Source organism: Maritimibacter sp. DP1N21-5, from assembly GCF_019218295.1.
Lineage (GTDB): Bacteria > Pseudomonadota > Alphaproteobacteria > Rhodobacterales > Rhodobacteraceae > Maritimibacter.
In genome coordinates, this window is the sequence record NZ_JAHUZF010000006.1 from 857,000 (window position 1) to 882,690 (window position 25,691).

Consider the following 25,691-nt stretch of genomic DNA (forward strand, 5'->3'; position numbering starts at 1 on the left):
ATCGCCCGGCACGGAGAGGTGGCCGAGTGGTCGAAGGCGCACGCCTGGAAAGTGTGTAGGCGGGAAACCGTCTCCAGGGTTCGAATCCCTGTCTCTCCGCCATCGACCTAGGTCATTGTTTCATATACGAAATTTCACGATTTTCCCTGCGAGAGTTCAGCAGGTTGTCGGCACTTGAGTCCCTCTGAGACGCCCTATTCCCCATAATTCCCGTGTGATGTCCGCCCCGGTCTCAGGCCACCCATTTGCGCGGTGCGGTTTCAGGGAGAATTCCCTGTTAACCCCCGATTAACAGGGAAATTCGGAGAAATAAGGCCGCTTCTCTGATGATGAAGGCGCAATACGCATTACTTTTCAATGGATTGCGCGCGAATTCCCTAAACGCAGGAACAGGGAATTTGTTTTCAGGAACAGGGAATTCCGGGTGAGGGAACAGGGAGCCGATCGCGTCGTTCAGGGAACGGTGCTCAGGTGAGCCGGAACATCCGCTCCTGGTCCTCGAAGCGGATCGGAAGCTGTCGGCGCACGAGGGTCTCGAGGGTGAGGTCGATGGGCTGACGGCCCGTCACGATCGCGCGCTGCAGGCTGGGGGACAGGGTGGCGAGCGGCGTGATGCGCCGCACGTAGCTCTGGGAGACGCCGTCGCGTTTGGCGATGTCGGTGAGCGAGATGCCGGACTTCTGTAGATCGGCCCAGCGATGGGCATGGCGCAGGGCACGCAGGAGAGTCCGGTCCGGTTCCGGCGTCCGGTCGCCGGCCACGAGTTTCATCTCGATGCCACGCCGCTTGAGGGTCACTGCTGTCTCGAAGGTCAGAAGCTCGTCGGTCAGGATCTCTGCTGGCATTTCGAGGTCCGAGGCGACCGCATCTCGGTTCAACCCGATGGTCATGGACCGGCGCGTCAGGGTGACGGAATGGATCGCCTTGGCGATCCGCAGGATCCCTTCGGTCTCGATGGCCTGCGCGATGCTCACGATCCTGTCCGTTGCGGCTTTCGTGTCCGCAATGGATCCGGCCATGAGGCCCGCGTGACGCGCCGCGGCGGCTTTCAGGTGATCGGAGATAGCCTGTGCAACAGCCTCCTCGAACGCCTTCGCGGGCAGGCGCCAGCCGGTCTTGTCCGGTCCACCGGAGACGAGACGGTTCGAGATGTAATAGCGAAGGCGGCGACCGCGCCGTTTTGTGTGGGTCGGCGTCAGGAGATCGCCGGTCTCGTCCCGGACCTTGCCCATGAGCGCGGCGTCGACGTGAGCCACGAAACGATCCGGTACACGCGCGGGTCGATCCCGGCCAGCGCACAGGCTCGCCGCTGCGAGTAGCTCTTCTCCTTCATGGCCCAGTCCACGGCACGCCGCCTCGAACCGGGCCTCAGAAGTTTTTTCCAAGCATCTCCTTCAGCGTCGCGACGTCGAGCATCTGTTCGGCCACCCGTTCACCCCCCGATTGGCCGGCAGGGTGTTGTTTGAAGACCTGGCCTTGAAATAGGGGCATGAGGCCGATGGGTGGTGTCAGAAAACCTGACTTGAGCGGGGCAGGGTGTCCTCATGGTTCCTCCGCCCCCCCCAATGCTTCCGCGGGATGTCTGCACCGGTCTCAGCCGGTCCAATTTCGCGGCGCGGTTTCATGGCGAGTTCACGCATGAACCATCGCTATCAGTCCACCGAGACCTGGAACGTTCGCACGCCCGTCGGACAACAGTGCGGATCGTTGTCTCGTGGCACGGTTGTCGTGACCGAGATCTGCCCTGGAGAAAATGTCACGTTCCGGGGATCATAGCCAAACAACTCCTCGTTGCTGACATCTTTTCCAACTGTGTAGGTTCCAGACCGCTCCTTCAACACCCACGTCGTCAACATCTCACCGCTCCCGCCGGATGCGTGGTAGACGAAGACGATCGCATCGGCCGTGCCGGTGCCAGTCAAATCTCCGAAGATCAGGTTGACGGACGGGTCGCGCAAACCGAGCTCCCTGATCCGCGCCTCAACGAGACCGAGAGCGGCCGCGGTCAACGGATCCTCATCTTCGGCTGATGCGACAACTGGCATGAGTGCGAGCAGGATCATACTCACGACAGATCGTTTGAGATTGTAAATGGCCATTCCAAGTGTCTCCCTCATTGAAAAAAGAAAGTCCTGAATGATCCACTCAGGGCGAAACTCCGGAGTGGCCGTCACCTTGGTTTCACCAGATCGGGCAAAGAGACAACCGGCGAGCACTTCGATCTTCTTCTGCCGGGGCCTCCGACCTTGGCCCTCCCCCTACATTCCACCAAATCGGGTGGAGAAAATTTGGACGCTCCAAGGAGAAATGACCACTTCTGCCAGTATCTGATCCGGGAGCGCGCCAAACACCACATAGCGGTACGTGTCAGGTTCGACCCCTGACGTGCCGCCGGCCCCAAGGGCTACTGCGGGCATTGAGCCACCTGCAAAAACCACGCCCGACCGAGAGCCAATGTCCTTCAGCAAGGCCTCGTTCAAGTCCTCCGAGGCGATGGGATCGCCGTCCAAATTGGCGAAGACCTCGCAGCCTTGGAGCCCACGGTTTCCGACCAGCATGACCGTGTACGAATGACTGGACGCAACTCCAGTGGTCCCGCCCCACCTGATTTGCCGATCCGGTGTTTCAATATAGTAGCTGGAGGCTGCGCCATCGCCCTCGGACTTGGTGCCCAGGTAGCCTTCCGGATCCTCGTAGGCGTCCTCGCACGTCTCGAGGAACAGCATCCAAGGATGGATCGTGTCCATCCGATCTTGTGCTCTTGCCATCGAGGTGATCAGGCAAAATGAGGTGACCAGAAAGGCGGCAACGCGCAGAAGCGGTCTAGATCGCACTCTAACCATCCTAAACAGAAGAGCTGGCGATGCGCGCTCGACAAATGCCTCGAGACCCCGGGCTCGATCGGGGCCGCATTGCAAGGTGATACGGTCTTGCAAACACCGGCGCGTATTGCATGGGCGAGCCATTGGTTTATTTGCCCCCCACGACGTGAGACGAGAATATCTCGACGACCTGTTCACCGAGATAGACCCTGACGACGATTTCCTCGGGCAGAGCCCCCAGAACCGCGTAGCGGTAGGTTTTCGAGCCAAACCCGTTAAATCCGGCGCCTTCCTCCGTCTGGCCACCGGATACCACCAATGCGGATCGTGATTTCACATACTCAAGAAAGTCCGCATTCAAGTCGGCCGATGGTGTGGGACTGCCGTCAAACCAACCCATCACGTAGCAGTCCTGTTTCTGGTAATCTCCGACAGCGGACACCGTGTAAGTGTCGTGCAGCACGGTTCCCGTTGTCCCTCCCCAAACGATACTCCCATCGGATGATGTCGAAACATTGCCCGGGTACGGCGCAAGACCTGCGATAAGTCCGTCAAAGTACTGCAGCGGGTCGGAATGTGCCAAGCCGCATCGGTCCAGGAAATATTGCCACGTTTGATCGAAAGCAGTCGCATCTTGCGTCTGCCCCGCGGTACCCCAGAGGACGAGAGCGATGACGATTTTCGGACCATGTGGGCCTAAGGACATTTTTCTAATCGTTCGCTTCAGACCACCATGACGTGGCTAATGTGCTGGCTGCCAATGAAAAAATATGCGTACCTAGTACAGAACCGGTGGATGCGTTTGTCATTGTAATCTCCTTCCATGGCAGAAAGAGGTTTGGCCGCGAGACTTCACGATATGTCCAGCGGAGCTTTGCATCAAGTCTTCACATAGGCAGATCGTCGGAATGGCGGTCGTCACTCTCGACCAGCCAGCACACCGGCGACGCTACGTGACCTTGGCGTCAACGTCGGCGCTCGCCCTGCCCAAAAACAATGCGAAGGCGGACTCTTTCCCGCGCTCGGGAATAAACCCGGCGCCCAGCCGTAAACTCCATGCATCGCCAAGGATGCTCACACTCTTGATGGAGATACCGATGAAGAAACTGAAAACGGCTATCGTCACAGCCATCGTCGCTTCGACCGCGATCGCAGCGCCGGCCAAGGCAGACAGCAACCGCGACCCGATTGCGGCCTTCCTGAACCAGTTGTTCTATGGTCACCAGACCACCCAGCAACGGTCCCGGTCGGAAACCCGCTTCCAGACGCGCACCTATCGCGGCGACGATGATCGCGGGCGTCGCTTCGGAGGGTCGAACAGCAACAGCAACTCGAGCTCAAACTCGAGCTCCAACTCCAACAGCAATTCGAGCAGCAACTCGAGTTCCAACTCCAGCAGCAACTCGAGCTCCAATTCCAGCTCCAACTCCAGCTCCAACTCCAGCAGCAATTCGAGCAGTGACGACGATTGATACCGATCGGTCGCACCAAGCAGGAGAGCGCCGCCCGATTGGACGGCGCTCTTTCTTATTGCTCGCACCTGTTGACCTAGCGCCGGGCTCGGGCGTCGGTCCGGTACCAACCGGCAGCGGCCTGCGTGTTGCGGGTGACGGACTTGCGCGCGGCCTTTTCCGCCCCGGTTTCCGACCGGATCTCTGCCGGCAGTCCGGCGCTGTCTCGACGAAAAGGAATGACCTGCACCAAGGGAGATCCTTTCTCGATCACGTGCAGCCCGTCGGGCGCGATCGGGAAGAACGGGAAATGCACCGGGGCCTTGTAGCTGTCGGTGTCCACGATACCCGCGATCACCTCGAAGACGCCGTTGGGCCGGTTGAGTGGGTTCACGAAAAGGCAGCTCCACCCCGGCGGTGTCACGATGGTCCAGAAATTGTGGAACTTGCAGGCGACTCGCGGTGCCATTGGATTGCCTCGCACCTGATGCGCACCGTGAAAGCTCACCAAGGTCCGGTCGAAATCCCAACCCGCCTCGACACGTTCGCCGCCGTCGCGGATGTCGAGGCGTACCGTCGCGGGCAAAGGGATGATCCAGCCGGTGCTCATCGCGTCGAGGAACGGCATGCAGCGCTTGATGGTGAGCCCGGTATCCTGTGGCGATACCTGTGTCTCGTCGATGGCGGGGAGTCTGCGGAACCAGTCGGGCAGATAGGTTTTCGCGGGAACGGGAGGTGCGATGACACTCTTGTCCTGAGGTTCGCAGAGAAACTGAATCCTGCCAGGCTGTCTTGCAAAAAGGCTCATGGCTCGTCCTCTAGAGTGTTGGGTCGCACAGACCACTGATGTTCAAGAGACCTGCGCCGAATGTGTCGTCATGCCCCGGATCTCCGAGGTCCGTCGCCCACTCGCGCAACCGTTGCCCGACGGCGACGGCATCCAGATCGGGTCGCGCTTCGCGGACCAGAGCGGCGGCGGCCGTGACGAAGGGCACGGCGAAGGAGGTGCCGGTCTTGAACCTTGCGCCCGAGACCGAGGCCGCTGTCCAGACATTCACGCCGGGCGCAGCGAGGTCGACATGGGCACCGCGTACGGCGCGCCGGTATATGGCGCCGTCCCGGTCGACCGCCGTTACGGCGATAACGGCGTCGTAGCCCGCGGGATACTCGGGGTCGACGCCCGGGCCGCTGTTGCCGACCGCCGAGACCACGACGATGTCCTCGTCGAAGACCAGGCGACGCAGGCTTTCCTCGAGCACCGCGTTGGCGGGCCCGGCGAGGCTAAGGTTGATGACCATCACGCCTTCGTCGGCCAGATGGCCGAGGGCCTTCAAGAGAGTGAAGATGTCGGCCCGCTCGTCCCCGTCCGTGCGGTAGAAAGCATCGACCGCGACAAGCCTCGTGCCGGGGACCAGACCGGGAGATCGGGTTTGCGGATCGCCCACCAACAGGGCGGCGACGGCCGTTCCATGCAGGGCGCGCGAGCGGTCGAAGTTGTCGGGGCCAAGTCGCTTCACATCAAGGTGCGCGCCTGCGAAGGTCTCGTGCTCCTCGTTGATACCGGTGTCGATCATGCCGATGGGAACAGAGTTGCCGCAGGTGGAGGTGCGGTCCGGTGGAATGTCCCAGTCGATCATCCGCCGGGCGGGACAATCGCTGCCCTGACAATCTTCGGAAAAGCCCTGCTCGCTCCGATAGAAATGGTTGAAGTCGGCGTCTTCCCCGGTCGGAAGGGCGCGGATCACGTCGCGGGCATCGGCGAGAGTCAGCCCGTCCGGCGGGGCGAGACGGCGCGGCGTCGCCGCGAGACCGGGCACATCCGTCTCTTCGATGACGGCGAAGCCCTGGACCACAAGGAGAGCAAGGTCGTCACCGGAGAGGCCGAGGGTGACGATCTCGTCCGGCGCGAAGTCCGGTTGAGGCGCGGGTGCCGGCGTGGCGGTGCGGGGGCGTGGTGCGGTCCTTTGGGGTTGTCGCGTGCGGGGTGAGAATGGGGTCAGACCGCTGTCGTCGCGCCTTGTCCTTGGCGATGACCGTCGGTCATCATCGTCATCGTCATCATCCGCCCAGGCAATACCTGAGGGCGCGTCGGGTCGTGTGATCAAGGGATCGAGTCCTGTGGTGAAGAGCAGGGCCAGGACAACAACGGATGTGAGTCGGGTCGGCATGGTTCAAGATCCGAGTAGAAATGCGTTGATGATTGACTAACGTGTCTGGAATGAAGTTATTCCAGTTCGATCAGGAAAAAAGCCATCAGGCGGTCGGTTTTGCCAATTCCAGGTTTCGAAGAGCTTCTGATTGCGGCTTTGCCGAAGCTGCGGCGCTATGCGCTTTCGCTCTGCCGTGCGCCGGATGTGGCGGATGATCTTGTCCAGCTCACGGTGGAGCGGGCCATCGCGTCCCGAAACCGTTTCGCGCCGGGAAGCAGCATTGACGCCTGGCTGTTCCGGATTCTTCGCAACGCCTGGATCGACCAGACCCGACGTCGGCGTACCCGAGGGACAGAGCTCGACGTCACGGAAATGCCCGAGGCCGCGACGCAGGACGGCGATCGGCTTCTGGAAGCGCGGATGACCTTGCGCGAGACCGAAGCGGCGATCGCGACGTTGCCTGTGGAACAGCAGGACGTCCTTCGGCTGGTGTGTTTCGAGGAGCTCTCCTATGCCGAGACCGCCGAGGTTCTGGATATTCCGAAAGGCACGGTGATGAGCCGGCTTGCCCGTGCGCGTGTCGCTCTGGCTGAAAAGATGGGAATAAAATGAGCGCCGGGACGTTGAGCCGGAGAGACAAGGAGCCAAGGCATGACCAAGCCCGCCTTTCCAGATGAGATACTCATGGCCTATGCCGATGGGGAACTGGATGAAACGACCGCGCGGGCCGTCGAGGAGGCTTTGCGCGGGGATGATTATCTGGCGGAGCGGATGGCGATTTTCACCAGCACCGGCAAACTTCTGAAACAGGCGGCGGCCGAGCGGGAACATGAGCCCGTACCCGACGCGCTCATGTCGCGTGTGCGGGCCACGATGGAGTCCGCCCGCGTGGATGCAGCACCCGATGTCGTTCCTTTCCCCGCCGCTCCGAAGCAACGGTGGGAACCTGTCGCGCTGGCTGCGAGTATCGCGCTTGCCGTGGGGCTTGGCGCCGGCTGGCTGATAAATGGGCAGGACACCGGGGCACTAGAGGTGGCGCTGCTGGATACACCGGGTCTGGCCCAGGTTCTGGCTGAACTTCGCAGTGGTGAGACGCGGCAGCTTGCGGCAGGAGAGGCGCGCATCATTGCCTCGTTCACCGACGCCGACGGGACCTTCTGCCGGGAGTTCGAGCTGGACGGAACGACCGGCAGGACCGTCGTCGCGGTCGCTTGCCGGGCGGACGGTGACTGGCAGACGCGACTGGCGGTCGCGACGGCGAACGGAGATGCGCAAGGATACGCGCCGGCGTCCTCCATCGATTCCCTCGAAGCCTACCTGTCCGCGATCGGTGCCTCGGCGCCACTGTCACGCGAGGCAGAGGCGGAAGCGCTGGACGCTCTGACGCGCTGACCCCGATCCGGAGGTGCTCGGCAATGGCCCCTCAAGGCCATGCGCATTCACGTGGGCCACCGCGTCACGTTCATCCGATTTTGGTGGCACAGGATCGGTCCAATGTTTGCGACCGAGATCCGCAAACGCCGGATCGAGGGCATGCGATCGAGCCATTGGCGGTGGCATCTCGACGAGATGTTCGTGAAGATCAACGGCGAGATGCACTACCTTTGGCGCGCTGTGGACCATGAAAGCGAGGTCCTCGAAAGCTTAGTCACGAAGACACGAGACAAGAAGGCAGCATTGAAATTCCTTAGGAAATCAATGAGACACTATGGCCGGCCTCATAAATTCATCCCGCGGCAATGCTCTACATCCGGTTCCCACCGTCTTTGCGAAATGTCGAGGACCTGCTCCATGAGCGCGGTGCCGATGTCAGTCACGAAACGGTACGACTTCTCCAGTCGAGGCATTTTCAAGCAGAACCGCAAGACCGCTCACGCCGAGTAGCGCCGTCCACTCGTGGCGCAAAGGACAGCGTCTCTGTCCAAGTGGAGACGAGTTCGATTTGGTCCGCGACCACCCCTGGGTCGAACGGCAGGAGCGGCGTGATAGTGGTTGCGGGCGGAAATACGTTGCCCTATACCGCGCGCACGGCACCCGTAGCTCAGCTGGATAGAGCGCTGCCCTCCGAAGGCAGAGGCCAGAGGTTCGAATCCTCTCGGGTGCGCCATTCACCACAGGTAAGCCACTGTTTTCCCTCGAGTTGTTCTCTAGGATGCGGGCGGCTAAGGCGATTATGGAGACCAAATCAGCTGCTTTCACATTTGTTAGACACGGGGATGCCGCCGCTTCGCCCCGACAGCCTTGGTCGCGGCCCTCGCATCGGCATCGTCAGGCCGCACGCTGCGATAGCGCGCGCTCATCCACAGACAAGGCCCCGCATGCCCGTCGCTGGCTCACCCCGTGGAATTCCACAACGTGTGCCACGGCTTCCCGCCTGACGCCAAGCGTTACCACTTGCGCGAGGCGACATCCTTTAGGATCGCATTGTCGAGCATCGCTTCCCTGTTTCACCTATCGCGGCGAGGACGTCGGGCAGACACTGGAGAAAGTCTGCGCGAGGATTGGCTATCTGGACGCCGGGATTCTGGAGCTTCTGCGTCAGGGCGCAGAGGGATTTTCTGCCCCGAGCCAACTTTCCGGGCAAGAGAGAAGCCCGCAAGACTTCGCGAGAGAGATCGCACAACTTTTGCGTCCCGCGCCAGCAACCGCTCCACGGCCGAATGAGCGCACTGCGCCTGATCATCCGTAGGCCAGAACGTCAGCGACGAGGCCAGGAAGCGCGCTCCAATCCGTGAATGCGGCGGTGTGTGGAATGCCCGTGACAGGTGCCTTGCGATAGCCCTCGGCGAACAGGAGGAAGGGGACGCCAAGCGACTGTGCCGTCTGTGCGTCGATTTCGCTGTCGCCGACATAGAGGCCCGTCCCTCCCAGATCCGCAAAGGTCTTCGCCAGAGGGGCCGGGTCCGGTTTTCGGGTGGTCAGGCTGTCGCCTCCGATCACGCCGTCGAAATATCCGTCGATTCCCAGCCTGGCCAGCAGGTCCCGCGCCGGCGCAAACGGCTTGTTCGTGCAGATGCCAAGCGGATGGCCCGCTGCCCGCAAGGCTTCGAGCGCTTCGAGGACGCCGGGAAAGGGCCGCGTCTTTGCGCCATTCTCCCTATCATAAGCGGTGGCGATCTCGGCATGGAACGGGGCGAAGGTGAGGGTAAGCCCGCGCGCGGCGATGACCCGTTCGGTCAGCTTGGGAAGGCCGTTGCCGATGAAACCGATGATCTCGGCCAGGGAAAAAGGCGCTACGCCGTGGCGCGCCAAGACGTCATTGACCGCCGTCCGGATGTCGGGGGCGGAATGGACCAAGGTGCCGTCGAGGTCGAAGACGATCGGGCTCATCGGTGAAACTCCTTGCTGCTCCTGGGACCGGCTTTTTGCCCGCTCGGGCGCACGATGGTCCGGGCCCGGCGGTCTTCGTCGAGCTGCGCGAACGTCACCCGCGAAACCGCCTTACAAAATTCCGCAGGATCTCGCCTGGCCAGGTGACATCGGCGGCGTGGCCCATGGCGACCAATGCCTCCGCCGTCTCGGGCGGGAAATAGCCGCGGTGACGGTAAACACCAATCCGCGTCTCGAGGCCTTGGGCGTCGAGCTCGGGGTGGAACTGGGTGGCATAGACATTGCGGGCGAAGCGGACCATCTGGTTGGGGCAGGGACCGGAGGTGACGAGCCGCACGACCCCTGCGGGCAGGCGGTCGAGCGCTTCCTTGTGGCCCACGAAGGCGTCAAAGGCGTCGGGGAGCCCGGTAAGGAGCGGATCGGCCCGCCCTTCGACCGTCACACGGCAGGTGCTGGGGCCGACGGCTTCGCCGTAATGATCCTTTGATACCGACCCCGGGGCAAGGTGCTGGCCCAAAATCCCGATGCCATAACAACAGCCCAGAAAGGGCAGGTCGCGGTCCGTGATCTTCGGCATGAGAGACAGGATCTGCGCCTCGATACGCGCTTCGACGGGGTCTTTCGCTTCCGGCGGATCCGACACGCAGCCAGGACCGCCGCCGACGATGATGCCGGCAAAGTCGGCGGGATCGAGGCCAAGGGGCAGGTCCTCGTGGTCGAGTTCGATGCGACGGACCTCGCCCCGGTCAAGGCCGCCCTTGGTCAGGATGGCTGCAAACTCGTCGTCGCTCGCCACGCGTTCGGGGCGCAGTTGCAGGATGAGGAATGGCTTCATGTCGGATCTCGCTCTGGCGCCCGCGTCCTTCTCGCATGCACCACGGATCAGGGCGAGTCCCTGCCTGGGAAAAAGAAAACCCCGGCGCTTGGGCCGGGGCGTTTCGTTCAAGGGAGAGCTGGCTCAGCTACCCCAGGTGCGAACCTGGCCGCAATCCATATGCACGAAGTTGGAGCCGGAATACTTGCCGACGCCACCCGCGTTGCAGGCCGCTGCCGCCTTGTAGATCTGGCTGACCGAACGCGATTGCAGGCGCAGGTCGGCGGCTTGTCCGACCATATGGAGCGAGTTCTTCGCCACGCCGCGCGAGCGGGCCCGAAGCATGTTGTTTGTGGCGGGTGAGCGGTAGCCGGAGAGGAGCATGTAGGGCTCGGAACTGTCGAGGAGCGAATGCGCGGCGGCCGCGATGTCGACGGTGCGGCTGTCGATCACCTTCTGCTCGTCCGAGCGCCAGTCACGCATGAAATAATTGATCTCGCCCAAGGCTTCCTTGATGTAGTCGCCTTCGATCCAGTAGATCGTGTTGATGCTTTCACCTGTCCGGCCGGAATACATCGCGATACGGCGCACGTCGCCCGCACCCCGAAGAAAACCCGCTGCCTTGGAATAGGTCGGTGCGGCCACTACCGCAGTTGCCGCGAAGGCACCCAGCAGTGCCCGGCGGCTCAAGCCGTTCTGACTCGACATGGTCATTGTCCCAATCGTCCCAGTTTCTTGCCTGTGCCCACTCGGTTCAGTGGACCGTCGTTACGCCTATCCCCCAGGCGATGACGGGACTATTGCATGGTACGATTCGTGCGCCAAGCCCCTTTGGTTGCCCTTGGAAACGAATCAAGGACTTTCGGCAAGTTTTGGCTGAAAAGCCCAAAACTTCCGTTAATCCGTGTCCATTGTGTCGCAGAGGCCTCTGCACCCGGTCAAACCCCCAGATATGCCGGGTTTGTGATTTTCTCGCGCAAGAGGCTGTGGCAAGAATTGGCCTATCGCCGCAAAACCTTTGGCCATGATATCTGAGGGGACAGAATGATTTTTCACCGGTACCGCGTTTCTGCGTTCGTTCTTGCCGCATCTCTCGCCGCGTCGACGGCGATTTCCACGCTTCCCGCGCTGTCACAGACCATCTCGACCTTCGCGCAATCGGTGGCCGAAGCCGCCGTGGGCGACGAGGAGGTGGCCGCCTTCTACCGTGACAACGGTTACGAGCCGATCTGGACCTCGGGTTCGGACGCGCATCAGGCGCGGATCCTTGCGCTCTTCCAGGCGATCCAGCATGCCGACGACCACGGCTTGCCGCTTGCCGATTACGACACTGCCGCGCTCGAAGCCGAGATGCGCGCCATCGACAGTCCGCGCGACCTTGGCCGGGTCGAGGTCGAATTGTCGAAGTTGCTCCTGACCTATGCCCGCCAGATCGAGACGGGTATCCTGACGCCTGCCGCAGTGGACGACGGGATCAAGCGCGAGGTGCCCCTGCGTGACCGAACCGAGATCCTCAAAAGTTTCGCGGCCGCGCAGCCGGCACCCTTCCTGCGCTCGCTGCCGCCCAAGTCCGAAGAATACGCGCGCTTGATGCGCGAGAAGCTCCACCTTGAACACCTGCGCGCTTCCGGTGGCTGGGGTCCGACGGTCACGGCATCCGCCCTCGAGCCGGGGGCCACGGGCCCGCAGGTCATCGAGCTTCGCAACCGGCTCATCAAGATGGGCTACCTCGACCGCAGCGCGACCCAGACCTATGACGACAACATCCGTCGCGCGGTGCAGCGGTTCCAGACCGATATGGGGCTGGGCACCGACGGTGTCGCGGGTGCCGGAACGATGTCCGAGATCAACACCTCGATCGAAGACCGGCTCGAGTCCATCGTGGTCGCGATGGAGCGCGAGCGCTGGATGAACATTGAGCGGGGCGACCGCTATGTCTGGGTCAACCTGACCACCTTCACGGCGCGGATCGTGGACGGCGGCAAGGTGACGTTCGAGACGCGGTCCGTCATCGGAAAGAACATCTCGACCCATCGCACGCCCGAGTTCTCGGACACGATGGAGCATATGATCGTGAACCCGAGCTGGCATGTGCCGCGCTCCATCATCGTGAGCGAGTATCTTCCCGCGTTGCAGCGCAACCCGGGGGCCGCGGGGCATCTGCGGATCACCGACGGGGCAGGCCGTGTCGTGAGCCGCGCGACGGACTTTTCGAAATATTCGGCCCGCAGCTTCCCCTTCGCGATGAGCCAGCCGCCGGGGCCGGGCAACGCGCTGGGATACGTGAAGTTCATGTTCCCGAACCAGTACAACATCTACCTGCACGACACGCCGTCCAAGAGTCTCTTCGACCATGACGTGCGCGCCTATTCCCATGGCTGCATCCGGCTCGCCCAGCCCTTCGACTTCGCCTATGCGATGCTCGCGCCCCAGACGAACGATCCGGTCGGGGACTTCCAGCGTGTCCTGAAGTCCGGCGCTGAAACCAAGATCGACCTGGAACAGCCGGTTCCCGTGCACCTCGTCTATCGCACGGCCTATACCGACACGCGCGGCGTGATGAACTATCGCGACGATATCTATGGGCGCGACGCCCGGATCTGGGATGCGCTGCAGGCCGCCGGAGTGACATTGCGCGCGCTCGAGAGCTGAGACATCGAACCATGCGAGCCGGGCGCGGGGGCATCCCGCGCCCGGTGTCGTTGCGGCCCGCCGTCGCATCCCTGTTTCATTTGGGTGGCATAGGCGCGTAAAAAGCAGCTACCATGGGGCAAAGCGATGAAAGACATGACCAACACGATCGAGCACACGATTATCGACATTCTGGCGCGTCAAGCGGTGCTGGAGCCGTCCGAGATCGCGTTGGAGCATCGTCTAGATGCGCTTGGCATCGACAGCCTTGGCATGGTCGAAACGATCTTCGCGATCGAAGAGACCTTCGACATCTCGGTGCCCTTCAACGCGAACGAACCCGGAGCGGGAGGACTCGACCTCTCGACCGTCGCCGCGCTGGTCGCGGCGGTGCGCGGTCTGCTCTCTGAACCGGCCGCCTGAAGCGGCACATGCGGCGCGTCGTCATCACCGGTGCGGGCACGATCAATCCGCTGGCCTCGACTTACCCGGAGACGCTCGCAGCGATGACGGCCGGAACCGTTGCCATCGGTCCGCTCGATATTCCCGGGGTCGAGAAGCTTTCGGTCAAGATCGGCGCGCAAGTCAAAGGCTTCGAGCCGTCCGATCATTTCGACAAGCAGCAACTCGGCCTCCTTGACCGTTTCTCCCAGTTCGCGCTGGTCGCCGGGCGGGAGGCGATGGAGACCTCTGGCCTGAGCGTGACCGAGCGTCTCGCGCCACGGATCGGAGCGATCCTGGGGAATTCCGGCGGCGGCATGGGCACGCAGGACGATGCTTTCCGGGCCGTCTATGCCGAAGGCAAGTCGCGCGTGCATCCCTTTACGGTGCCGCGGCTGATGTCGAACGCGCCGAGCGCGCATCTCGCCATGGCCTTCGGTCTGCGCGGACCGAGCTTCACCGTCTCCTCCGCCTGCGCATCGTCCAACCATGCGATGGGCGAAGCGGCGGCGATGATCCGCTCCGGCCGGGCCGATGTGATGCTGACCGGGGGGACGGAGGCCATGCTCACCTTCGGCGGCCTCAAGGCCTGGGAGGGGTTGCGGGTCATGTCTCAGACGGGCTGCCGGCCCTTCTCCGCCACCCGCGACGGCATGGTGCAGGGCGAGGGCGCGGCGGTCTTCGTCTTCGAGGACCGTGACCACGCCAAGGCACGCGGTGCGCCCATCCTGGCCGAGGTTGCGGGCTTCGCCATGACTTCGGACGCGAGCGATATCGTCATGCCGGACCAACGCGGCGCGGCCTCGGCGATGGCAGGCGCGCTGATCGACGCGCGTCTCGCTCCGGGCGAGATCGGCTATATCAACGCCCATGGCACGGGGACCGCGGCAAACGACAGGGTCGAGGCCGCGGCGATCCGCGAGGTGTTCGGCACGGCGGCGGACGGTATCCCCGTCTCGGCCACCAAGTCGATGCATGGTCACCTGATCGGCGCGGCCGGCGCTGTCGAATTGATCGCCTGTCTGGCGGCACTCGGGGGCACCATCCCGCCCACCATGGGCTGCGACACGCCGGATCCGGACCTGCCGCTCGACCTCGTCACCGGCGCCGCCCGCGCGGCGCGCCCACGCGCCGTCCTGTCCAACGCCTTTGCCTTCGGTGGCATGAACGCGGTGATTGTCCTGACGGCAGGGTGAAGGGGAACGCCACCCGACGTGAAAAGGCCGCGCAGGGTGCTGCGCGGCCTTTGTCTTTGAGAGCGTTTGCCTGGGGGCGACGCGTTACTGCGCCGGTGCCTGAGCCGCCGGTTTCTCCAGTGAGTTCCAGGCGTCGGTGAAGCCGGAGAGCGACAGGGGCAGTTCGACCTTCTGGTCGGGCGCAGCGGTCGGGACGACGGTCACGATCGCCTCGTTGCCCTTCATGAAGCTGTCGACTTCACCCGATGTATAGCCGATCTGGGCGACGCAGCCGTTCGGATCGCAGAAGCGGAACGGATAGCGCTTGGGCGCGGCGGCATCGACGCCGACGGTGATCTGCTGGGTGAGCAGCACGCCGAGCGGGACGATGACCATGGAGCCCGCGACCGCCTCGTTTCCGTCCGGCAGCTTGCCGATCGAGACCTTGCCCACGGGCGCGCCTTCGGGCTCTTCACGCAGGAACTGGGTGATCTGGCAGGGCGCGGGGCCTTCGTTTCCGGGGATGCGCAGGCATTCACGCTGCCAGTCACCGAAGACCTCGTCCACATAGGTCTCGATCTGCTGTGAGGCGTCGCCTTCGGCGCCTGTCGCCTCGCCCATGTCGAGATCCGGCAAGGTGGTGTCGGGTGTCGCGGGCGTTTCGGCCTCGGCTGCAGGCGCCTCTTCGGCGGGGGTTTCGGTCGTCGTATCCTGTGCAAAGGCCGGGCCGGCGACGGCCAGCAGAGCGGCGAGGCTCAGCGGCGTCACGAGCGAGGTCAGGCTGAAAGGTTTCACAGTATCTGCCATCTTGGTTTCCCTGTCTGGTCGTCTTGAATTGCTGCTGTCGGTATCATGGGCCGGAGGCAAGGTCAGCCCCCAATCGGAGGCCTGCATCTTTTCGCCGATCGGGCCGCCAGACCATAAGAAAAAGGGTCCGCAGATGCGAACCCCTTCCCATTTTTTATTTCTCCCTGCCGGACTGGCCGACTTATGGGCCGAACGCTACGACAGGATCACGCACCCGTCAACAGCGGTTTGATCAATATTTCCGGAACCTTCGCGGGCTTGGTTCAAGGACCGTGGAGCTCGGGCGATCGCATCATTGCTGAACATGGCCCGGGTATGCAAAAAAACCGCGCCCCGAAGAGCGCGGCAGTCAGACAGGGAGGACGTCGCCCGGTGACTTGCGGCATCGTCGGATGTGCGAGGCCGGGCAAGAACACACTGGCACCAAGGGGTTAAGAATGTATTGTCCTGACAGAACGTTGCGTTTTCATTGAAAGGGTCGGGCATGGAAGGGGCTGTATTCATCGGCGGCGGGGGCGAGGGCTACGGCATGCAGCAGGGTCTCTTGCTCAAATACGCCAACCGGCACGGACTGGTCGCCGGCGCGACCGGGACCGGGAAATCGGTGACCTTGCAGATCCTCGCCGAGGGCTTTTCCAAGGCGGGCGTGCCGGTGTTCCTGGCCGATGTGAAGGGCGACCTGTCGGGGCTCGCGGGCAGCATGTCGGAGGCCCACAAGCTGCATGAGGCCTTCCAGAAGCGGGCGGGCACCATCGGGTTCACCGATTATGTCTATGAAGCCTTTCCGGTGACCTTCTGGGATCTTTACGGCGAACAGGGCCACCCGATCCGCACGACGGTGTCGGAGATGGGGCCCTTGCTCCTCGCCCGGTTGCTTGAGCTGTCCGACGCGCAGGAGGGCGTGCTCAACATCGCCTTCCGGGTCGCGGACGAACAGGGGATGGCGCTCCTTGACCTCAAGGACCTGCAGGCACTCCTCGTCTGGGTCGGCCAGAACGCCGAGGACCTGTCGCTGCGCTATGGAAATGTCGCGACCGCCTCGGTGGGCGCGATCCAGCGTGCGCTTCTCGTGCTGGAGAACCAGGGCGGGCAGTTGCTCTTCGGGGAACCGGCGCTGGAATTGTCCGATCTCATGCGCACCGAAACGAACGGGCAGGGTCGGATCTCGATCCTCGCGTCGGACAAGCTCATGGCCTCGCCCAAGCTTTACGCGACCTTCCTGCTGTGGCTCCTGTCCGAGCTCTTCGAGGAACTGCCCGAGGTGGGCGATCCCGACAAACCCAAGCTCGTGTTCTTCTTTGACGAGGCGCATCTGCTCTTCGATGACGCGCCCAAGGCACTTGTGGACAAGGTCGAACAGGTCGCGCGGTTGATCCGGTCCAAGGGGGTCGGCGTCTATTTTATCACGCAGAACCCGGCGGATGTGCCCGAGGATATCCTCGGACAGCTCGGCAACCGCATCCAGCACGCTCTGCGCGCCTTTACGGCGAAGGATCAGAAGGAACTCCGGCAGGCGGCCGAGACCTATCGCGACAATCCGCGCTTCTCGACGGAAGAGGCGATCCGCGAGGTCGGCACCGGCGAGGCGGTCACCTCGATGCTCGAAGCCAAGGGTGCCCCGGGGATCGTGGAGCGCACGCTCATTCGCCCGCCCTCGTCCAATCTGGGTGCGATCGACCCGGGGCTCAGGGCACAGGTCATCGCGGCCTCGCCGATCGCCGGGAAATACGAGACCCTGATCGACCGCGAAAGCGCGTTTGAAGTCCTGACCAAACGTGCGGCGGAGGCCGCGAAAGAAGCGGAAGAGGCCGAGCGCAAGGAAGAACAACAGGAGGAGGCCGAGCGCGAATTCGCGAACGCGCGGCGTTATGACGGCGGGCGCAGTTCGGGTGCTTCGACCCGGACGTCAGGGTCCCGGTCGCGTAAACCCGCGCCGACCTTCGGCGAGGAGGTGGCGAAAGTGGTGATCAAGGAACTGAAGGGCACGACCGGGCGACGCATCGTGCGCGGCATTCTGGGCGGCATCTTCAAGGCGCGCTGAACGCCCCTGTTTAGTCGAGCGTATAGACCTGCGAGCCGCGCGGGGACGTGATCGTCGCGCGGCCGCCGTTGATCTCCATCCGCTGGCATTCCGACCCGGCCAAGCGCTCGGGCGCATTGATCGTGCGGCAGAAGCGCCCGTTCGAAATCGACCAGTCCCCCTCGAGCGTGTCGGGACCGACCGACCCGTGCAGCGCCCCGCCCGTGTCCAGCGTGAGGACCGTTGGTCCCGCCGTCAGCGTGCGCCCTTCGAGCGCGGCGAACATCTCGTCGTCGTCGGCAAAGGCCGGCACGGGGGCGACAAGAAAAAGGGAGCTCAAGATGGAAGCGCCTATATGTGCCATCTTCGACATGGCGATCTCCTTCTGCGGACCTTGGACACCTCCGGCCAAGGCTGCGCTCATGCGGGGAAAGTCAGGCTGGACGGGCGTCTCCCGTCCGGCGGAGGTAACGATCCCTCGCTTCGGGCACAACGCGGAAGTGCACCGATAGGTTCATGATAACCTGAAAGTTGTTGCGCTGCGGTAAACTCTTAGAGTGCGCCCGTTCGTCCGCAGGCGACCGGATAGGTGATCCGGGCCGGATCATAGCGGGTTGCCGTGCGAAAGCAGGTCACGCGCCCGATGCCGTCGGCCCACAGGGTGTTGGGGTCCTCCTGCGCCATGCCTTGCCACCAGTTGAGGCCTGACGCCGTTCTCGCGCCAGGTGCGGTTTCGCGCAGGACCTCGAAATGCAGGTGGGGATAGGATGACAGCATCCCGCTTTCTCCCAGTGTGCCTATCTTTTGCCCGCGCCGAACCGTGGCACCGGTTTCCACCAGGCGTCGGTCGAGGTGGTAATAGGCGGTGACGACGCGTCGTCCGGTGGCATCGGGCGCATGTTCGACATAGATCCGGTTGCCGTAGATGGGTTCGTTGAAGGAGGCGGTCACCCTGCCGTCGGCGGCCGCGAGAACCGGCGTCCCGACCACCGCGGCCACGTCGACGCCCCGGTGCCCCGGCTCGCCGTCCTTGGTCAGGGGCATGTATTGTTGGGCGATGGAGGGCGCGTCCGGCGGCATGATCACCGCGATCTTGGGTTCCACATGGGCGCGGTAGGGCACGGCCGTGCCGAACCCCGCGCGGTCACAGCCGGAGAGGGTGATGAGGATGAGGAAGATGGTCGTGAACCGCATGGAGACCCCGTCGTCGGGGGTCACCTACACCCGGACCCGCTGATCCAGCCAGTCTTGTTTTTGGTCAGGACAAGCCTTCAGAACGTCAGCCGTAGCGGCGGGCGTGCCGGCGCAGTTTCCTGTCGACATGCGACAGCGCATGCGCCATCGCATCCACCAGGCGTTCCTGACCCAGCGCTTCGGCGCGCAGGACGCCTGCGTGCGCCACGCAGAGCACCTCGGCATCGGCCCAATCGGCCAACAGTTGCTCGCCCCAGGCCTCGAAATCCCGCGCCGCGCCTGCGCGTTTTTCGAGCGCGAAGGACAGGGTCGGGTGCACCGAGAGCTTGCCTGCCTTGCCGGGCTTGGCGCCGCGCAAGTTGAAGGTGTCGTCCACATGGATGACGCGGCTCGCCGGATGGTATGCGAGCACCGATCCCGCGTGGATGTTCTCGTTTCCCGGCACCAGAGCTACGCCCGCAGGCACCGAAAAGGCGAGGTCGTCCTTGAACAGCGCCCATGTGGCTGGGTCTTCGCTCGCCGTCGCGGCCCAATCGAGATGCGGGAATTTCGCGATATGCCGGGATGTTCCGAAATGGACGGCCTCCGGGAAGGCCGTGCGCATGGTTTCGGTATGGAGCGTGTGGAAAGGGTGGAGGTTGATCACCGCAGCAACCTTGTCGCGCCCGCCGGTGATCGCGTCGATCCGCTCCAGCGTTTCGGGCGCGTAGCTGTAACTGTCGAGGATCACGAAGCGCCCGTCACCCATCCGCAGAAGCGAGGTCTGCGTGCCAAGGTCGATCAGGCCGGCGAGCTTGAAGCTGCCCCTTATGTTCCAGAACCCGTTTCCGCAGTCGATGATCTTTTCCTTCATGGGCGCGCCCCCGTCGTCAGCTTGCGGATCCGGAGCCGGGCGATGCGATTGTCGATGCGTTTCGTTACCTCGAAGCGAAATCCGTGGAAGGAAAAGACCTGTCCTTCGTTCGGGATCATCTGCGCCTCGTGGATGACGAGCCCCGCGATGGTGTTCGCCTCGTCATCGGGTAGCGACCAGTCGTTGGCACGGTTGACGTCGCGGATGGTCATGCCGCCGTCCACGGAATAGCTCCCGTCGGCCAGCGCCCGAAGATCGCCCGCGTCCGAGGTGTCGAACTCGTCGGTGATCTCGCCCACGATCTCTTCGAGAATGTCCTCGAGCGTGATGAGGCCCTGAAGCGAACCGTATTCATCCACCACCAGGGCGAAATGCGTCTGGCGCTTGAGGAACTCGCGCATCTGGTCGTCGAGCGTCGTGGTCTCGGGGATGAAATAGGGCTCCATCGCCACTTCCAGAACGTCGAAATTGTCATAGGCCTCGCGCCGGTTGCCGTCCCCCGCGGCCTCGCCCGCCGCATACATGGCGCGGCTCAGGTCCTTTGCGTGGATGACGCCCACGATGTTTTCCTGTTCGCCCTCATAGATCGGCAGGCGCGTGTGCGGCGAGGCGAGTGCCTGTTCCAGCACCTCGCGCGGGCCGAGAGAGGCGTCGATCATCTCGATCTGGCTGCGGTGAAGCATGATCTCCTCGACCGTCCGGTCGCCAAGGTCGAGCGCGCCCAGAAGCCGGTCGCGGTCCTCTTTCTCCACCGCGCCCTCGTGGTGGCCGAGCGTGATGGCCCCGACGATTTCCTCCCGCACCCCCAGAAGCTGGGCATCCGGGTCCGTCTGGACCCCGAAGGCCCGCAAGATCACGCGGGTCAGGAGCCGCACGATGCCCACGATGGGCGAAAGCACGATGATGATCACCCGGATCGGCGCCGAGACCCAACCAGCGGCCTCTTCGGGCCTGGTGATGGCATAGGTCTTGGGCAGCACCTCCGCGAAGATGAGGACGAGGAGCGTCATGACCAGCGTCGCCATAGCGATTGCCCCGTCACCCAAGAGGCGCGTGAAGAGCGAGGTCGCCAGCGCCGATGCGAGGATGTTGACGAAATTGTTGCCCAGCAGAACCGAGCCGATCAACCGCTCGGTGTCCTCGGTGATCTTCAGGGCGCGTTCGGCTTTCTTGTCACCCTTGTCCGATTTCGCACGCAGCTTGCCGCGCGAAGCGGCCGTGAGCGCGGTTTCCGAACCCGAGAAGAAGGCGGAGAACACGAGAAGGAGGAGGATGGCACCGGCCGTGATCCAGAAGGCGGTGTCGAGGGCGCCGGTTTCGGCAGGGTTCATTTTGATTTCTTTCCAAGGGGTTTGGCGTGTTATGGTTGTCAGGCCGCTTCGTTTCAAGACCTCAGGTCGAAGCGCGGCGGTGGATTTGGGAGGATCCATGACGTCCAGAGACCTCGGCGAGCTGTCCGGGACCGTCGTCCTGTGGGGCGGCGCGCTTGGCAATCTGTCGGCCTTGATGGCGCTCGAGAGCGAGGTATCGCGCCTTGGGGTCCCGCCGGATCGGGTCATCTGCACCGGCGATATCGCGGGCTATGGCGCCGAAGGGGCGACCTGCGTGGACCGGGTGCGCGCTTCGGGTTGGACCGTGGTCGCGGGCAATGTCGAGGAGGGCCTTGCGACGGGCCGGGCGGACTGCGGCTGCGGCTTTGACGCGGGCAGCGCCTGTGACCGGTTGTCGGGGCCATGGTGGACGCATGCCATTGCGACCATCGGGGAAGGCGCGCGGGCGTGGATGCGCGGGCTTCCCGACCTCGTCGCGTTTTCGCATGGCGGCAAACGCCATGCGGTCATTCACGGCGGGCAAACGGACCGGGCGCGGTTTCTCTGGCCGGTGTCGCGCCAGCCCGAGTTCGCACAGGAAATCGCGGCGATCGAGAGCGCCGTCGGCCCGGTGAACGCCGTGGTGGCGGGACATTGCGGTATCGCCTTTTCCCGGATCGCGGCCGGTCGCCACTGGATCAACGCAGGCGCTATCGGGATGCCGCCCAACAACGGCGTGCCCGGCGGGCAATTCGTCGTGTTGGACGGGCAGGGGGCCCATATCCGACGCTTGAACTACGATCCCGCACCAAGCGTCACGGCGATGCGTCGTGCAGGTCTCACTCAAGGCTACGACAGGGCGCTCCTGTCCGGCATCTGGCCGTCGCAGGAGGTGCTGCCCCTGACGATGCGGCGCCGAGGAGCGCAGGTCGAAGTGCCAGAGATCGAAGGCGGAATGCCGCGGTAACGGGCGCGGCGTGCAAAACGTCTCTTGCGAATGGTGGATGGGCCGATGGTGTTGTCCGTCGGGATACCGGGATTCTAGGATCCTAGAATCCCGGTATCCCGGAACTCCGGACGACCACGCAATACGACAGACGCCGGGCGATCGTCCCCAATCGCTCGGCGCCAGCCATGGTTCAAATGTCGTCCGGTCTTATGACGCCGTGTCGTAGGCGCGCTCGCCGTGGACCGCGAGGTCGAGCCCGTTCACTTCGGTCTCTTCGTCGACCCGGAGGCGGGTCAGGATGGAAACCCCCTTGATCAGCACGAAGGTCACCACCAGCGTGAAGACACCGACGATCGCCAGAGACCCCAGTTGCGCGGCCCAGGACCCGGCCCCGAAGACCGCGATCATGATGGTGCCGAAGATCCCGCCCACACCATGCACCGCGAAGACGTCGAGGGTGTCGTCGATCCTGAGCCGGTTGCGGATAAGGTTCACCGCTTCCTGACAGAGGATGCCCGCGACGCCACCGATGATCAGCGCAGCGACCGGACCCACGAAGCCCGAGGCCGGCGTGATCGAAGCGAGACCCGCGATGGTCCCCGTGACGATACCCACGAGCGACGCGCGCCCGAACTTGATCTTCTCCCACAGCGCCCAGGACAGCGACGCGGCAGCCGCCGAGATGTGCGTGACGGTGATCGCCATGGCCGCACCGCCGTCGGCGGCAAGCTGCGAGCCGCCGTTGAAGCCGAACCAGCCGACCCAGAGCATGGAAGCGCCGATCATGACGAAGCCCGGGTTGTGCGGGGGATGCTTCGTGTTCTTGCGCGGTCCGAGGAAGACCGAGATCAGGATCGCGGCGAGGCCCGCGGTTTCATGAACCACGATGCCGCCGGCGAAATCGCGCACGCCGGTCTCTCCGAAGATGCCGCCATCCGACAGGAACCCGCCGCCCCAGATCCAGTGGGCCACGGGCGCATAGCACAGGAGCATCCAGAGGCCGGAGAAGGCCAGAACGAAGCCGAAGCCGATCCGCTCGACATAGGCGCCGACGATCAGCGCGGGCGTGATGATGGCGAAGGTCATCTGGAAGGCAAAGAACAGGACCTCGGGCAAGGTCCCCGAAAGGCTGTCGGCATCGACGCCGTTGAGGAACATCTTGCCCAATCCGCCCCAGACGGCATTGCCGTCGCCAAAGGCGATGGAATAGCCGAACATGAGCCACAGGATGCTCATGAGCGCCGCGATGGCGTAGACATGCATGAAGACCGACAGCACGTTGCGCGCCCTGACGAGTCCTCCGTAGAAAAGCGCGAGCCCCGGCAGGCTCATGAACAGCACAAGCGCCGTCGCCACGATGATCCAGGCGGTATCCGCTCCGTTCATTGGTCCCTCCATCCCTATCTTTGCTTGGGTTTCGGGCGGGTGTAGCGGCCGCGGTCCTTCGCGCAAGGCGCAAGCGTTAAGCGGCCTGCTGAACAAGCGAGCAATTTCGGAACTGCAAAATAATCAGGACATCTGGCATGTGCGTCGCCTAAAAATGACGCACAAATGAAACTCGGTCAGATGCGGGCGAGTGCGCCTTCGATCAGCCGAAGCGCGTGGTCGCGCGCCGCCGCGCGCACGTTCGGGCGTCCGGTCGCGCCGAAGTCGACCGTCTCGGTCCAGGTCGCACCCGCGCCTGCCAAGCCGAAGCAGACCCGTCCTTCCGGCTTGTGTTCGGACCCTCCGGGACCCGCGATGCCTGTGATCGACACAGCGATCTGGGCGTCCGAGCGCGCAAGCGCGCCGTCGGCCATCTCGCGCGCGACGTCCTCGGACACCGCACCGACCCGGTCGAGCGTGGCCTCGGCGACGCCCAGCATCGCGACTTTCGCGGCATTGGAATAGGTGATGAAACCGCGGTCGAAGACATCGGACGATCCGGCCACATCGGTCAGGGCTGCGCCGACCATACCGCCGGTGCAACTTTCCGCCGTGGCAAGCCGCACCCCTTTGGACCGGCAGGCGGCGAGGAGGGCTGCGACGTCCACGCTCATGCCATCAGCACCGCGTGCGAGAGCGCCGCGAGCACCAGAACGCCGATAGCCGCGAAGATGCCGGCGATGACATCGTCCCCCATCACGCCCATGGCGCCGCCACGCCGGTCGGCCCAGCCGACGAGCCAGGGTTTCCAGATGTCGAAGAGGCGAAACAGCAGGAACCCCGCGACCCAGCCAGGCCAGAGCGCGAGCACGTCGACCCCGACCCCGGCGGCGCCGATCGAGACCGGCAGAATGGCAATGGCTTGCCCGACCACTTCGTCGATCACGATTTCCGAGGGGTCCTCGTTCTCCATGTCCGCGGTCATTTCGCGGGTGGCCCAAAGGCCCGCAACGAAGGCCACGACGATGCCGGCCGCCAGAAGCCAGGGCCCGCCAAGTTGGTGCAGCGCCCAGATCAGCGGGATCGCGGCGAGCGAGCCCCAGGTGCCGGAGGCGGGCTTCAGGTAACCGACGAAGAGGAAAGTGGCGATGATCCGGCTCATCGGTCAGGTCCTGATCAAGGTGGCGATGGCCTGCGACGCGATGCCTTCCTCGCGCCCGGTGAAGCCGAGTTGCTCCGAGGTGGTCGCCTTCACGCTCACCCGGTCTGCCTCCACCCCCATGATTTCCGCCAGGGCGGATTGCATCGCGGCGGCATGGGGCCCGATCTTGGGACGTTCGCAGATGAGAACGACGTCGCAATTCGCGAGCTCGTATCCCTTGGTCCGGGCAAGGTCGATGGCATGGCGCAGGAAGATGTGGCTTTCCGCCCCCTTCCACTGCATGTCTGACGGCGGGAAATGGCGACCGATGTCGCCCTCTGCCAGCGCGCCATAGATCGCGTCGGTCAGCGCATGCATCCCGACGTCGGCGTCCGAGTGACCCTTGAGCTTTTTGTCGTGGGGGACCGCGACACCGCAAAGGATGCAGGCCTCACCCTCCTCGAAGGCATGAACGTCATAGCCAATGCCGGTTCGGATATCCATGCGACCTCTCAGATACTGCTCGGCCCGGGCGAAGTCCTCGGGTCCTGTGATTTTCATATTTCTCTCGTCGCCCGCGACGATGGTGACGTCAAGACCTGCGCTCCGGGCCACTTCGACGTCGTCGGCGGCACCGCCGGGTTGGGCCGCATGGGCGGCGCGAATGGCCTCGAAATGAAAGCCTTGCGGCGTCTGCGCCCGGAAGAGCCCGCTGCGGTCCTGCGTGCCCGCGACCCGCCCATTGTCGCCGCGCCAGAGCGCATCGGTCACGGTGAGCGCCGGCGCGGCGCCGGGGGCGTGGGTGAGTGCATCGATCACGCGGTCGATGGTGTCGGGCGTCACCAGCGGTCGCGCGACATCGTGGATCAGGACAATGTCGGGGGGATCGGAGGCCAGCGCCGCCAGCCCGCAGGCAACGCTTGCGTCCCGCGTTGCCCCACCGGGAGTGAGGAGGATGTCCTCCATGTCCCGCAGCTCGTCCAGGTCCTCGGCGTGGTGGACCAGCACAATGCGTTCCACCCGGGGGTGGTTGCGAAAGGCGTCGAGTGTCCAGTCCGCGACCCGCCGCCCGGCCAGTGGCCGCCACTGTTTCGGCGCGCCCGGACCGACGCGTGTCCCCCGTCCGGCGGCGACGATGACGGCGGCAATCCGGGGCGAGGGGCCGGCGGGGGCACTGGGGTCGTTTTCCATGGCAATCGTTTACTGAATGCGCATTGAGACGACAATGACCCTAGCAT

At 63.8% G+C, this 25,691-nt stretch carries 26 protein-coding genes, 2 tRNA genes and 2 pseudogenes; 11 read left to right on the forward strand and 19 right to left on the reverse strand.

Annotated elements, in window-relative coordinates; translation table 11 throughout:
* The first annotated feature begins 12 nt into the window (after positions 1–12).
* A tRNA-Ser gene (locus tag KJP29_RS11885) sits at positions 13–102 on the forward strand.
* A gap of 365 nt (positions 103–467) precedes the next feature.
* Here the strand turns inward: KJP29_RS11885 and KJP29_RS11890 are convergent.
* The 5 genes and pseudogenes from KJP29_RS11890 to KJP29_RS11910 form a co-directional block, all read right to left on the reverse strand.
* Positions 468–1,256 (reverse strand): hypothetical protein, encoded by a 789-nt coding sequence (locus tag KJP29_RS11890; protein ID WP_218463767.1) that lies wholly within the window; start codon positions 1,254–1,256, stop codon positions 468–470.
* Positions 1,257–1,264: 8 nt separating this feature from the next.
* Positions 1,265–1,428 (reverse strand): annotated as a pseudogene (locus KJP29_RS11895) (IS3 family transposase); the annotation flags it as partial.
* A gap of 224 nt (positions 1,429–1,652) precedes the next feature.
* Positions 1,653–2,099: an LppP/LprE family lipoprotein gene (locus tag KJP29_RS11900; RefSeq protein WP_218463768.1), complete on the reverse strand. Its 447-nt coding sequence runs from the start codon at positions 2,097–2,099 to the stop codon at positions 1,653–1,655.
* Between the two features lie 159 nt (positions 2,100–2,258).
* Positions 2,259–2,747: a hypothetical protein gene (locus KJP29_RS11905; RefSeq protein ID WP_218463769.1), complete on the reverse strand. Its 489-nt coding sequence runs from the start codon at positions 2,745–2,747 to the stop codon at positions 2,259–2,261.
* A gap of 223 nt (positions 2,748–2,970) precedes the next feature.
* Positions 2,971–3,405 carry a hypothetical protein gene (locus KJP29_RS11910; protein ID WP_218463770.1) on the reverse strand — a complete coding sequence of 145 codons (435 nt, stop codon included), beginning with the start codon at positions 3,403–3,405 and terminating at the stop codon, positions 2,971–2,973.
* A gap of 514 nt (positions 3,406–3,919) precedes the next feature.
* On the opposite strand from KJP29_RS11910, the gene KJP29_RS11915 reads away from it, so the two are divergent.
* A complete protein-coding gene (locus KJP29_RS11915) occupies positions 3,920–4,294 on the forward strand; it encodes a hypothetical protein (protein WP_218463771.1) in 375 nt (124 codons plus the stop codon).
* A 76-nt stretch (positions 4,295–4,370) separates the two neighbouring features.
* On the opposite strand, the gene KJP29_RS11920 is transcribed toward KJP29_RS11915, so the two are convergent.
* Entirely contained in the window at positions 4,371–5,081 is a 711-nt protein-coding gene (locus KJP29_RS11920) for a DUF6065 family protein (protein WP_218463772.1), read from the reverse strand.
* A 10-nt stretch (positions 5,082–5,091) separates the two neighbouring features.
* Positions 5,092–6,441, reverse strand: a complete 1,350-nt coding sequence (locus KJP29_RS11925; RefSeq protein WP_218463773.1) for a S8 family serine peptidase — start codon at positions 6,439–6,441, stop codon at positions 5,092–5,094.
* A 99-nt stretch (positions 6,442–6,540) separates the two neighbouring features.
* On the opposite strand from KJP29_RS11925, the gene KJP29_RS11930 reads away from it, so the two are divergent.
* The 4 genes and pseudogenes from KJP29_RS11930 to KJP29_RS11945 all read left to right on the forward strand — a co-directional run bounded on the left by KJP29_RS11930 (position 6,541) and on the right by KJP29_RS11945 (position 8,530).
* On the forward strand, positions 6,541–7,035 hold the full coding sequence (locus KJP29_RS11930; protein ID WP_218463774.1) for an RNA polymerase sigma factor: 495 nt from the start codon (positions 6,541–6,543) through the stop codon (positions 7,033–7,035).
* 39 nt (positions 7,036–7,074) lie between these two features.
* Positions 7,075–7,815 carry an anti-sigma factor gene (locus tag KJP29_RS11935; RefSeq protein WP_218463775.1) on the forward strand — a complete coding sequence of 247 codons (741 nt, stop codon included), beginning with the start codon at positions 7,075–7,077 and terminating at the stop codon, positions 7,813–7,815.
* 45 nt (positions 7,816–7,860) lie between these two features.
* Positions 7,861–8,181, forward strand: a pseudogene (locus KJP29_RS11940) (DDE-type integrase/transposase/recombinase); the annotation flags it as partial.
* 272 nt (positions 8,182–8,453) lie between these two features.
* Positions 8,454–8,530 (forward strand) — tRNA-Arg (locus tag KJP29_RS11945).
* Positions 8,531–9,102: 572 nt separating this feature from the next.
* Here the strand turns inward: KJP29_RS11945 and gph are convergent.
* The 3 genes from gph to KJP29_RS11960 form a co-directional block, all read right to left on the reverse strand.
* Positions 9,103–9,753: a phosphoglycolate phosphatase gene (gene gph, locus KJP29_RS11950; protein ID WP_218463776.1), complete on the reverse strand. Its 651-nt coding sequence runs from the start codon at positions 9,751–9,753 to the stop codon at positions 9,103–9,105.
* Between the two features lie 94 nt (positions 9,754–9,847).
* Positions 9,848–10,588 (reverse strand): glutamine amidotransferase, encoded by a 741-nt coding sequence (locus tag KJP29_RS11955; RefSeq protein WP_218463777.1) that lies wholly within the window; start codon positions 10,586–10,588, stop codon positions 9,848–9,850.
* Positions 10,589–10,711: 123 nt separating this feature from the next.
* Positions 10,712–11,281, reverse strand: coding sequence for a DUF882 domain-containing protein (locus tag KJP29_RS11960; protein ID WP_218463778.1), 570 nt, complete (start codon positions 11,279–11,281; stop codon positions 10,712–10,714).
* A 330-nt stretch (positions 11,282–11,611) separates the two neighbouring features.
* Between KJP29_RS11960 and KJP29_RS11965 the strand changes: the two genes are divergently transcribed.
* The 3 genes from KJP29_RS11965 (at position 11,612) to KJP29_RS11975 (ending at position 14,835) form a co-directional block, all read left to right on the forward strand.
* Complete coding sequence (locus KJP29_RS11965; RefSeq protein WP_218463779.1) at positions 11,612–13,219, forward strand: murein L,D-transpeptidase; 1,608 nt, start codon at positions 11,612–11,614, stop codon at positions 13,217–13,219.
* A gap of 135 nt (positions 13,220–13,354) precedes the next feature.
* Positions 13,355–13,621 (forward strand): acyl carrier protein, encoded by a 267-nt coding sequence (locus KJP29_RS11970; protein WP_218464934.1) that lies wholly within the window; start codon positions 13,355–13,357, stop codon positions 13,619–13,621.
* 8 nt (positions 13,622–13,629) lie between these two features.
* Entirely contained in the window at positions 13,630–14,835 is a 1,206-nt protein-coding gene (locus tag KJP29_RS11975) for a beta-ketoacyl synthase (RefSeq protein ID WP_218463780.1), read from the forward strand.
* 84 nt (positions 14,836–14,919) lie between these two features.
* Here the strand turns inward: KJP29_RS11975 and KJP29_RS11980 are convergent, their stop codons facing one another.
* Positions 14,920–15,621 (reverse strand): invasion associated locus B family protein, encoded by a 702-nt coding sequence (locus tag KJP29_RS11980; RefSeq protein ID WP_218463781.1) that lies wholly within the window; start codon positions 15,619–15,621, stop codon positions 14,920–14,922.
* Positions 15,622–16,105: 484 nt separating this feature from the next.
* Here KJP29_RS11980 and KJP29_RS11985 point away from each other — a divergent pair, with 484 nt between their 5' ends.
* Positions 16,106–17,662, forward strand: a complete 1,557-nt coding sequence (locus tag KJP29_RS11985; RefSeq protein WP_218463782.1) for a helicase HerA-like domain-containing protein — start codon at positions 16,106–16,108, stop codon at positions 17,660–17,662.
* A 10-nt stretch (positions 17,663–17,672) separates the two neighbouring features.
* Here KJP29_RS11985 and KJP29_RS11990 read toward each other — a convergent pair whose 3' ends face one another.
* The 4 genes from KJP29_RS11990 to KJP29_RS12005 all read right to left on the reverse strand — a co-directional run bounded on the left by KJP29_RS11990 (position 17,673) and on the right by KJP29_RS12005 (position 21,019).
* Positions 17,673–17,981 (reverse strand): hypothetical protein, encoded by a 309-nt coding sequence (locus KJP29_RS11990; protein WP_218463783.1) that lies wholly within the window; start codon positions 17,979–17,981, stop codon positions 17,673–17,675.
* Between the two features lie 212 nt (positions 17,982–18,193).
* Entirely contained in the window at positions 18,194–18,835 is a 642-nt protein-coding gene (locus KJP29_RS11995) for a M23 family metallopeptidase (protein WP_218463784.1), read from the reverse strand.
* Positions 18,836–18,920: 85 nt separating this feature from the next.
* A complete protein-coding gene (locus tag KJP29_RS12000; protein WP_218463785.1) occupies positions 18,921–19,688 on the reverse strand; it encodes a hypothetical protein in 768 nt (255 codons plus the stop codon).
* Positions 19,685–21,019, reverse strand: coding sequence for an HlyC/CorC family transporter (locus KJP29_RS12005; RefSeq protein WP_218463786.1), 1,335 nt, complete (start codon positions 21,017–21,019; stop codon positions 19,685–19,687). The genes KJP29_RS12000 and KJP29_RS12005 overlap by 4 nt, the downstream gene beginning before the upstream one ends.
* A 97-nt stretch (positions 21,020–21,116) precedes the next feature.
* Here KJP29_RS12005 and KJP29_RS12010 point away from each other — a divergent pair, with 97 nt between their 5' ends.
* The gene (locus tag KJP29_RS12010) at positions 21,117–21,965 is read left to right on the forward strand and encodes a metallophosphoesterase (RefSeq protein WP_218463787.1); all 849 of its coding nucleotides are present in this window, start codon (positions 21,117–21,119) and stop codon (positions 21,963–21,965) included.
* 189 nt (positions 21,966–22,154) lie between these two features.
* Here the strand turns inward: KJP29_RS12010 and KJP29_RS12015 are convergent, their stop codons facing one another.
* From KJP29_RS12015 to KJP29_RS12030, 4 genes are all read right to left on the reverse strand, one after another.
* Positions 22,155–23,333 (reverse strand): ammonium transporter, encoded by a 1,179-nt coding sequence (locus tag KJP29_RS12015; RefSeq protein ID WP_218463788.1) that lies wholly within the window; start codon positions 23,331–23,333, stop codon positions 22,155–22,157.
* A gap of 176 nt (positions 23,334–23,509) precedes the next feature.
* Complete coding sequence (locus KJP29_RS12020) at positions 23,510–23,980, reverse strand: CinA family protein (RefSeq protein WP_218464935.1); 471 nt, start codon at positions 23,978–23,980, stop codon at positions 23,510–23,512.
* Between the two features lie 2 nt (positions 23,981–23,982).
* The gene (locus KJP29_RS12025; RefSeq protein WP_218463789.1) at positions 23,983–24,474 is read right to left on the reverse strand and encodes a phosphatidylglycerophosphatase A; all 492 of its coding nucleotides are present in this window, start codon (positions 24,472–24,474) and stop codon (positions 23,983–23,985) included.
* Positions 24,475–24,477: 3 nt separating this feature from the next.
* Positions 24,478–25,644 (reverse strand): bifunctional 2-C-methyl-D-erythritol 4-phosphate cytidylyltransferase/2-C-methyl-D-erythritol 2,4-cyclodiphosphate synthase, encoded by a 1,167-nt coding sequence (locus KJP29_RS12030; RefSeq protein ID WP_218463790.1) that lies wholly within the window; start codon positions 25,642–25,644, stop codon positions 24,478–24,480.
* Positions 25,645–25,691: the final 47 nt, after the last annotated feature.